Origin of the sequence: Kistimonas scapharcae, assembly GCF_039540975.1 — a bacterium.
Lineage (GTDB): Bacteria > Pseudomonadota > Gammaproteobacteria > Pseudomonadales > Endozoicomonadaceae > Kistimonas > Kistimonas scapharcae.
The window spans coordinates 1-8,845 of the sequence record NZ_BAABFL010000358.1 but is presented as its reverse complement, the minus strand read 5'-3'; the positions used below and the strand labels follow the sequence as shown (position 1 = coordinate 8,845).

At 45.4% G+C, this 8,845-nt stretch carries 8 protein-coding genes; all 8 read left to right on the top strand.

Annotated elements, in window-relative coordinates; translation table 11 throughout:
• Window positions 1–643: 643 nt before the first annotated feature.
• The 8 genes from ABD892_RS12880 (at window position 644) to ABD892_RS12845 (ending at window position 8,654) form a co-directional block, all read left to right on the top strand.
• On the top strand, window positions 644–1,681 hold the full coding sequence (locus ABD892_RS12880; RefSeq protein WP_345196164.1) for an NAD(P)H-dependent glycerol-3-phosphate dehydrogenase: 1,038 nt from the start codon (window positions 644–646) through the stop codon (window positions 1,679–1,681).
• A gap of 23 nt (window positions 1,682–1,704) precedes the next feature.
• Window positions 1,705–2,049 (top strand): DUF4389 domain-containing protein, encoded by a 345-nt coding sequence (locus tag ABD892_RS12875; protein WP_345196163.1) that lies wholly within the window; start codon window positions 1,705–1,707, stop codon window positions 2,047–2,049.
• 4 nt (window positions 2,050–2,053) lie between these two features.
• On the top strand, window positions 2,054–2,506 hold the full coding sequence (gene sixA / locus ABD892_RS12870) for a phosphohistidine phosphatase SixA (RefSeq protein ID WP_345196162.1): 453 nt from the start codon (window positions 2,054–2,056) through the stop codon (window positions 2,504–2,506).
• Between the two features lie 270 nt (window positions 2,507–2,776).
• The gene (locus ABD892_RS12865; protein WP_345196161.1) at window positions 2,777–4,012 is read left to right on the top strand and encodes an MFS transporter; all 1,236 of its coding nucleotides are present in this window, start codon (window positions 2,777–2,779) and stop codon (window positions 4,010–4,012) included.
• Window positions 4,013–4,014: 2 nt separating this feature from the next.
• The gene (locus tag ABD892_RS12860) at window positions 4,015–5,247 is read left to right on the top strand and encodes an MFS transporter (RefSeq protein WP_345196160.1); all 1,233 of its coding nucleotides are present in this window, start codon (window positions 4,015–4,017) and stop codon (window positions 5,245–5,247) included.
• A gap of 179 nt (window positions 5,248–5,426) precedes the next feature.
• On the top strand, window positions 5,427–7,310 hold the full coding sequence (locus tag ABD892_RS12855) for a hypothetical protein (RefSeq protein WP_345196159.1): 1,884 nt from the start codon (window positions 5,427–5,429) through the stop codon (window positions 7,308–7,310).
• A gap of 216 nt (window positions 7,311–7,526) precedes the next feature.
• Complete coding sequence (locus tag ABD892_RS12850; protein WP_345196157.1) at window positions 7,527–7,952, top strand: hotdog fold thioesterase; 426 nt, start codon at window positions 7,527–7,529, stop codon at window positions 7,950–7,952.
• A gap of 30 nt (window positions 7,953–7,982) precedes the next feature.
• Complete coding sequence (locus tag ABD892_RS12845) at window positions 7,983–8,654, top strand: N-acetylmuramoyl-L-alanine amidase (RefSeq protein WP_345196156.1); 672 nt, start codon at window positions 7,983–7,985, stop codon at window positions 8,652–8,654.
• Window positions 8,655–8,845: the final 191 nt, after the last annotated feature.

Below are 8,845 nucleotides of genomic sequence, written 5' to 3'. Positions count from 1 at the left end.
GGCTACTTGGCACCTTTCAAGTATGAACAGGAACTTGCCAAGGCAGCGTAAAAAAGTGTCCGGAAAACTCTTGCCAGATCAGAGAGGCTATTCGCCTGGCTCTAAAATTTTCGGCGTATCGTTACACGTTACGAGTATAAGCTAGAGAATTTTCTTGGTTTTTTAAGGCTTGCTGGTTTCATGATTCTTGCCAAGAAGTATTTATGAGATGGTTTCTAGTCACTATTGAGATGGATTTCGTAAAGTTTTTGAGAGTTGTGTGAAAAAAAACATATGATTAAAATTTTAGTCATAAGACTGAATATGTATGTGTGCCTTTTGTCTCATATAGTATCTGGAGGTTTAATATGATGAATGTGAACAAAAGGGCGAATAAATAAAAGAAGTTTGTTCTTCTGCTTAGCCCTATTTCGGTATTTTTTATTTTTAGTATGGTGTTTTTGAGGCTTCTAAGTTGATTTAGAAATGATGAGCCTGTTAGCTCACCATCTTTGTTGGGAGGGTATCATCCTGGTAAGCAGATAGGTGCCAGTGTCTCCTCTAAAGATTAAGTATTATTCATAAAAAAAACAGGGTAATAGCTCGCCCTTTGCTACTGCAATCAAGTATCATGAGCTATTGAATAATTTAGCTGTAACAGTGCATGACAGAACAGAATAGAGCAACGAAAAAGCGTCGGATTACCGTGGTGGGTGGTGGTAGCTTTGGTACTGCCCTCGCAGATATCAGTGCGACAAAGGGTAACCATGTTCGTCAGTGGATGCGTTCTGCTGAGCAGGCGGAGGCCATGAACACAACCCATGTTAACGAGCGTTATCTGCCTGGATTTACGATTAACCAGAATGTGGTCGCGACCTCAGATCTTGCCTTTGCCCTGGAAAGCAGTGACCTGGTTTTTGTTGCCATACCGAGTAAGGCGTTTCGCGAGGTCGTACGTAGCATGAAAGGCTTGGTGGATGGCAAGCTACTGGTCTCGACCACCAAGGGCGTTGAAGCCGAAACGTTCGACCTGATGAGTGAGATTTTGCATGAAGAGTTGCCAGGTGCACGTATCGGTGTACTGAGTGGTCCAAATCTGGCCAAGGAAATTATGGCGAAGTGTATAACGGCCACAGTGATTGCCTGTGAAGATGATGAGCTTTGCCAAACGGTTCAGGAAGTCCTCCATTGCGACTATTTCCGGGTTTACGCTAACCATGACCGTTATGGTGTGGAGTTAGGTGGAGCTCTGAAGAATATCTATGCGATAGTGTCAGGGCTTGCGGAAGCCTTGGGTATGGGGGAGAACACCAAGAGTTTATTGATTACCCGCGCGCTGGCTGAAATGGGTCGATTTGCTGTGACGATGGGCGCGAATCCCCTGACGTTTCTTGGACTGGCCGGCGTCGGCGACCTGATTGTGACCTGTACGTCCAATCTGAGTCGCAATTTCCGGGTAGGGTATGCCTTGGGTGAAGGCAAGTCTCTGGAAGCCGCAGAAAAGGCGTTAGGGCAAGTGGCTGAAGGCATCAACACCTTAAAGCTGGTAAAAGAAAAGGCGGATGAAATGGGGGTTTACATGCCCATTGCTACAGGCCTTTATGAAATTATCTTTAACGGTCATGATATTGCCGATATTGCCCGCACCATGATGTTGCGTGAGCAAAAGACGGATGTTGAGTTTATCCTGCAGCAATCTTGAGATTGTCTGTCGGAAGCGTCATATTGAGTGCAAACAGAGAGAAGGCTGGTGGTGCTATGGATGAAAAACTGAAAAAAAATCTGATGTCCGAGTCGCTCTGGCTGCGGATACTCTATATGGTTATTTTTTACCTGGTCAGCCAGGTGGCTATCATGTTGGTGGCTATTCTTGCGGTTGCTCAGGCGCTGTTTAGCCTGGTCACGGGTAAGCCGAATCTGAACTTGCAGGAGTTCAGTATTGGTTTAAATCGTTATCTCTATCAAATTCTCTGCTTTTTGACGTTTAATAGTGACAAGAAGCCCTATCCATTCAATGACTGGCCGAAAGTGGATCATGCAGAGGCGGTAGAGCAATACCGGAACGAATGATGTGATGAAATTGTATATCATGCGTCATGGGGAGGCGGCTCCTTTCGCGGATGTTGATCGGAACCGTTCTCTCTCAGAGCATGGCCGTTGGCAGGTCTCTGAAGTTGCCCGGCAGATGTCAGGCCTGCCATTGAACGGCATTCTCGCCAGCCCCTATCTGCGAGCTCAGCAAACAGCTGAACTGATGCAAGTCGGTATGACTGCTATGGGTATACCTGTGGTCTGCTGTGATCAATTGATCCCCGATGCGTCTGTTCGAGCCGTGCTGGGGGCTATTCCCGATAGCGGCTGCTGGTTGCTGGTGTCTCATATGCCGCTTGTCAGCAGCCTTGCAGGCCTCCTGATGCAGGATGCACCAGATCAGGGAGTCATCTTCTCCACGGCTATGGTGGTTGGTCTTGAGATGCCCGTCGTGGCTCCTGGGCTAGCTACTCAATCATTAATTTATCTTCCCTGAAACGTTACTGCAGGCTCTTCTAGGTTGCAGGATGAGCTTGGAAAACGGTCTTCCCTAATTTGCTTGTGGTTGTGCGGAACCTTCATTTGCCTTTGCTGTCTGAGAGGGAGGCATGGACAGGGATTGCTCACTATACTCTCGCGTCTTGCCCCTTGATGGAAACTGATGCGATTGAGCGCGTATAGGGATTTAGCTGTTACTCTCCCGCCATCATCGTGGCAGTTTTTTAAACGCTTGTAAATGTCCCTAGATAAGCCATAGGGGGGGAGTATGCCAAACCAAGTTACATCCTGTTGCCAGATGCGGGCGCATTTGATCGCTTTTGTGGCAGCATTATTTTGTGGGTATCAGGTCTATATGCAGGCGTCACCAGGGAGTATGGTTAATGACTTAATGTCGAGCCTGCGGATAGAGCTTGCCGGTGTTGGTTTCTTGGCTAGTTGCTTGAGTTATTCCTACTTGTTATTTCAAATGCCGGCTGGACATCTTCTGGATCGGTTTGGGTGTAAACAACTCCTGCCATTGGCGATCTTGTCAGTCGCTGCTGGCTCCTTGTTGATGGCCTTTGCTGAAACACTATGGCAAGCCGTCCTGGGTAGAGTTGTGATGGGAGCCGGGAGTGCCTTTGCAATTGTTGGCTCTTTTTTGCTGGCGTCAGAATGGTATGCGGCGTGTTGGTTTCCACTGTTGGTCGGATTGTTTGAAATGGCTGGTATGGCCGGAGGGGTGGGGGCAACGACTATTTTACCCGCCATGGTTGATGTCTTTGGTTGGCGCACGGGAATGATAATGAATGCTGTAGCTGGGGTAGTGCTGGCAATTACTGTATTTATTGTTGTTTGTAGTGGGAAGCCTCTTACCATTCCTGATGATGCTGATGAAATAAGTAACGCTGTGCAGCACCCTATTTTTCGTATCCTGCTTCTAAATGCGCTTTACGGGTTATGCATGTTTGGCATGGTCAATGTTTTTGCCATGTTGTGGGGGTTGCCCTTTCTTAAAACGCTATATCCTGATAACCAATCTGCAGCAGGTATGGGGTTGGCCTGCATGTATTTGTGTATCGCATTAGGTGCCGTCTGTTCCGGATGGTTGGCTGGTGTGGTCAATCAATGTCGTACCTTGATGATGGTGGGCGCTTTTGTCGCATTAAATTGTTTAACAATCATTCTTTATGTGCCTATGCCGCTATTCATAATGGTGTTGATGTTGTCGCTGTTTGGATTTGCGTCGGGTTTCTATAGTCTTGCATTTTTTCAGTCAAGACAGATTGCGCCGAGTCGAAAACTGGGACAAGTGATGGCGGCTATTAACGGCAGTATGTTGATTGCCGGTATCTTGTTTCAACCGCTGATTGGATGGTTGCTTGATCAACAGTTATTGTCAGACCAAAAGCTCAGTGTTGTTCATTTTCAGATTGCTTTAAGTCCCTTGGTATTTTTGTTGCTGCTTGCTTTGCTAGTAGCGGGGTTGTCTAGGGATCCGTTATCTGTGAGGAGTTGTTGAATATGACGCGAACGACAGGGAAGTCGTATGACTATGCAAGCGTGAAGTCTCTGCTTGCATACAGTGTATGCGCGATGTTTGTTGCATTGCAGTTTATGCTACAGGGGTCAGTGAGTTTGATGGTGCCCGAGTTGCAGCATGCTTTCGATGTAGATATAGCGGGTATCGGCTTCTTGTCGTCTTGTTTTTTTTATCCATATGTTTTTATGCAGATACCGATGGGACGGTTTGTTAGTCTTTATGGCGTTAAGCGAGTTTTATTTTATTCGGCCAGCCTTTTAGCCATTGGATGCGCCCTTTTTCATGCGGCGACAACATTCTCACAGGCGTTGGTTGGAAGAATTTTGATGGGTGGAGCCAGTGCATCTGGAGTCGTTTCAACGCTGGAGGTGATTTCCTTACTGTTTACTGTGCGTTGGTTTGGTTTGCTGGTAGGTGTTATGGACGTTGTCTGTATGATTGGCGCTGCAGCAGGTGAGTGGTTTATTCCCTGGGAAATGGATCATACAGGATGGGAGGGCGTTTTACTGTTATCTGCAATTGCGGGGCTTTGTATCTCTATTCTTGCCTGTCTACTATTGCCTTGTAGCACTGGACAAGAGTCTAAAAGCGACAATAATAGTTACGGATATTCGCATATTTTAAGAGTGCTGTTTGATGGGCGTATCTGGAAAGTATCGATTGCTGGTGGGTTGGTGTTTGCACTGGTAAACAGCTTTGCAGCAATGTGGGCGATTCCCTATTTTACTTTAGTATTTGATGGCTCTGTTTCTGTTTCTGTTGCTGATGTGGTCAGTCTGGTATTTGTAGGGGTAGCGATTGGCGCACCAATCATTGGATATGTCAGTGGTTGTCGTTATCAGGCAAGACGGTTGATGATTGCTTGCAGTATTGCCTGCAGTTTGTTGTTTGGGGGCGTTTTGTATTACCCGGTTTCTGAGGCATTAGTCAGTTTCTGTTTGCTGTTGATGGGGATGGCTTGTGGTGCTTACGTTATTCCTTTTGTTCAGGTAAAGCAGTGGAGTGAGTCATCTATTCTTTCCCCTGCATTGGGGATGGTGAACATGATTGAGGTCGTTGTAGGGACGATTATATTTCAGCCGCTTATTGGTGTGCTTTTGAATGCTTCAAATATTGAAGCTACGATTGCTTCCTATCGACTTGCATTTACTGTTTTGTTGGTTGGTCTTATTGTGGGTGTGATAAGTGTCTTGTATGGGAAGGATAAAGATTAATTGATGGTTTTGGTCGTTAAGAGTGGAGGGGGTGTTGTCTTTTATTTCGAATATTTATATAGGAGTTCGGATTATATTTAATTTTTATTAAATGTCTAAGTTATTTATTCTAAATAATATGTCTAATTCTATCGGTTTACCATAAGCGCTAATATTAATAAAAAAGATGGGATATCGATATGGATGGTTACAGAGGACAGATTACCTCGCAACCAAGTTTTTCTGTTCATTCCTGCATGGAGCCTCAGAAAACGGATAAGGTTGTTGAGGTTCAAAAGACACAGGGTTTATCTGAACTCGGTTCACTGTGTCCCAATAAATCGCTCTTAGAGTACAGCATTGCTGCACTATCCCCATTCCAAGCATTTGGTCAAATAGCCGGTAGCGCGCATCATGTCTTAGGGGCTGCTGCCAGTGTTGCTAAAAAAACAGGACAGATTGGTAAAGCGTTTGTTGAAGATTTTGCCATGACAACAGCCAGTACATTATCGTCAGCCCTATTCTCTGAAGCAGCAGCACGTATGGTGGGTTTTGCCGCATCTCTCTCTCAGGCAGGCTTAGCATTGCTTGACGAAGTGTCTGGTGGGTTACCTGTTTCCGTGGATGTTGTAACACCGTTATTGCGTAAGGCTGGTATAGAAGTGAGCGACATGACACCACAAGAATTACGGCAGCTTTCATTTTCTATTGCGGCTTTGCATTTGGGGAACAGTCAAACCATCAGTCTTGATAATGCAAAATTCCGTTACCATAAGCCATTCACTGATTATGCGATTGATATCAGTAAAGTTACCCTTGAACGCTTACAGCCCATGAAAACGGGATCTAAAGGTAATGATGCCCAGATGGATTTTGAAGCTGAACGATTATCAATGGTATTGTCGTATGTGCCTTTAAATAATGGTTCGAGCAGTAATAATGCCAGTTTAAAACCTACGACGGTTAAGCTTGAGATTCCCGTGCCGAAGCTGTCAGCGAAAACCAATTTACTGACTCTGTTGGGTGAATATGGTGCCAATGTTGCCGCGTTGCTAAAGAGTTATATGCCGGGCCATGAGGCTGTTGATTATCAATCCTTACAGCATTTCATGGTTGATGAAAAAACGGGTGTGGCATTCTCTGCAAAAACAGTGGGGATTGAAATACTTGAACATGGTTCCATGCTGGAAGGGTTTGCCCAGCATGGAGATACGGATAAGAATCCAACACTGTTATTTCATAATCCTCATTTTGGGCAAGAAAATCTGCAGTTTGTAGGTATGAAGCCCATGGTGGATAGCCAGCCTGTTGTCGGGTTCGGATTGGCCGAGATGGATAATATACAAGCCGGTCCTATGACACTTAAGAATGGTTATGTTTATCTGGATGAGCAGGCCAATGGCTCGTTACGGTTTAACCTGGAGACAAACTTTAAAAGCCTCAATGAATACTGTCCTGAATGGTTGCCAAAGCATCTTAGAAAAAAGGTTACTGCCAGTCAGGATGCAGAAAGAAAGTGTGTGCTTTGTATTGATTTGAAAGTTCGGGAAGGCATGCTGGATTTGGATCGCCTTTGGGCAACAGGATTTAATGAAGGCGGCGTCAATTTGGTTCAGAAGCTACTCACACATTGTTTGCTGGCCAGCCTCAACTCCAAAAAGACGCGTATCGCTGAAGACCGACTAACAGTTGCGGTTCCGGTAAAACCTCGCGGTGAGCTACGCTCCAGGCCTGATGATGTGCTGGGTATTGTGCCGGAAGGATACCATCTCGAAGGTAATGGTGATATTGCCGTCACACCGCAGACTCGCCGTGCACAACCTGGAGGATTGAAAGGGTTGGCCGCGTTTCTGCAATCTGCGCGTGACAAAATTGAAAAAATGGATAAGAAAAGTGAGAAGCTCAAACAGAATATAAAAAAGGTTAAAAATAAATTAAAGAACAGTGAAAAGGTAACCGTGAATACGTGGTTGCCTATACCGGAAGAAACGAAAGCCTTTCGGACGGTAGAAGGGGGGAGAGGTAAAATCGATATGTTTACACTCCTTGCAGAAAGCGGCTATGACTGGAGACCAAAAAAATAAATTCTGTTTTATTGATATTGACTATAAATTGTATGAGATGTTTCGATAGTTACTATTGTTAATGAAAACAGATTTTTGGATGGTTTGATGCCGTTTTTTCTCTCATGATGCTCCCCCCCCCTGTTAGTTTTTCTTAGCGCTTGTCAACGGACACGTTAACATGCGATTCTCGAAGGAATATCGTTATTGGCCTATGTTTTTGTCGAGAGATTCACGATGTCTATATGGAAAAAGTCGTTTAGCCTGGAAGGCCTGAATAATGGGATGAAAAATACCCTATGCGAGCATCTGCAAATGCATGTTACGGAAGTCGGTGATGATTATGTGATAGGTACGATGCCGGTGGACTCCCGTACCACGCAACCAATGGGGTTGTTGCATGGAGGCGCCTCAGTTGCATTGGCCGAAACGCTGGGAAGCCTGGCGGCGAATCTGGCCGTCGATCAAACATGTTACTGTGTTGGTTTGGATATCAATGCAAACCATATTCAAAGCATGAAATCAGGCCTGGTGACAGCGAAAGCATCGGCTAAGCATATTGGACGATCTACACAGGTTTGGGAGATTACCCTTCAAGATGAAGCAGGGCGCTTGGTCTGTATATCCCGTTTGACTATGGCGGTCAAACGAATTTCGGGTTGAACACATATACTATTCAGGTCTGATACTTTCATGTCATTTCCTATACAGCAGGTCGAGTGCCCCAATCAGGATCGCGAGCTAATACCCATCGAGTTTTTGGTATTGCACTATACGGCAACAGATCTTTCCAGCACACTGGCCATCTTTAAGGATGAACAGCGTGGTGTATCCTCGCATATGGTGATTGATGTTGATGGTAGGGTCTATTATCTGGTCGACTGCCTGCAGGGGCAGGCTTATCGAGCGTGGCATGCCGGGCGAAGTTCATATGTGGATGGGGAAAAGACGTGGTCTGGATTTAATGACTTTTCTATTGGCATTGAACTGGTGAACGCCAATGGCAACATCTTTCCTTTTACGGATGCCCAGTATCAGTCATTGGCAGCAGTCGTCTTGCTGTTGAAGCAACATTATCCCTCACTGGTGAATCCGAGTCGTATTCTTGGACATGAACATATTGCCGGGTATCGCGGTAAAGTTGACCCTGGTTACTGTTTTGACTGGAATCGTTTTTGGCAGATGTGTTATCCGGATGTACAAACGCCTGAACGTCAGTCGGTGTGTCCTGAGGCGTTACGACTAAAGGCTTGTGCAATGGCGGCATTCAGCACTGATTCTCTCCATGAGAATGCACAGTTCTGGATGCATATGAACGCTTTGATGGAAACTGCGGTTGAACTTGCGAACATGGGCAAGCCTTGAGTCGGGAAATTAAGTTTATGACTTGACTGGCATGACGATAAATTCAGTGTTGAAAGTCATATACAGGTACTATCGTACTTGTCATAGTTTGCTGTCAATAACAAGAATAAACCTTAAATCCCGCTTAACCTTGGGAATGTGAGCAAGCTGGCCGTACTTTTGGCAACAGAGTACAGTTTTTGCACAAAACG

Bases quoted from the DNA above. Each gene is read 5' to 3' on its own strand.
- ABD892_RS12845 (WP_345196156.1), top strand. From the start codon at position 7,983: ATGTCATTTCCTATACAGCAGGTCGAGTGCCCCAATCAGGATCGCGAG.
- ABD892_RS12855 (WP_345196159.1), top strand. From the start codon at position 5,427: ATGGATGGTTACAGAGGACAGATTACCTCGCAACCAAGTTTTTCTGTT.
- ABD892_RS12850 (WP_345196157.1), top strand. From the start codon at position 7,527: ATGTCTATATGGAAAAAGTCGTTTAGCCTGGAAGGCCTGAATAATGGG.
- ABD892_RS12865 (WP_345196161.1), top strand. From the start codon at position 2,777: ATGCCAAACCAAGTTACATCCTGTTGCCAGATGCGGGCGCATTTGATC.
- sixA (WP_345196162.1), top strand. From the start codon at position 2,054: ATGAAATTGTATATCATGCGTCATGGGGAGGCGGCTCCTTTCGCGGAT.
- ABD892_RS12880 (WP_345196164.1), top strand. From the start codon at position 644: ATGACAGAACAGAATAGAGCAACGAAAAAGCGTCGGATTACCGTGGTG.
- ABD892_RS12860 (WP_345196160.1), top strand. From the start codon at position 4,015: ATGACGCGAACGACAGGGAAGTCGTATGACTATGCAAGCGTGAAGTCT.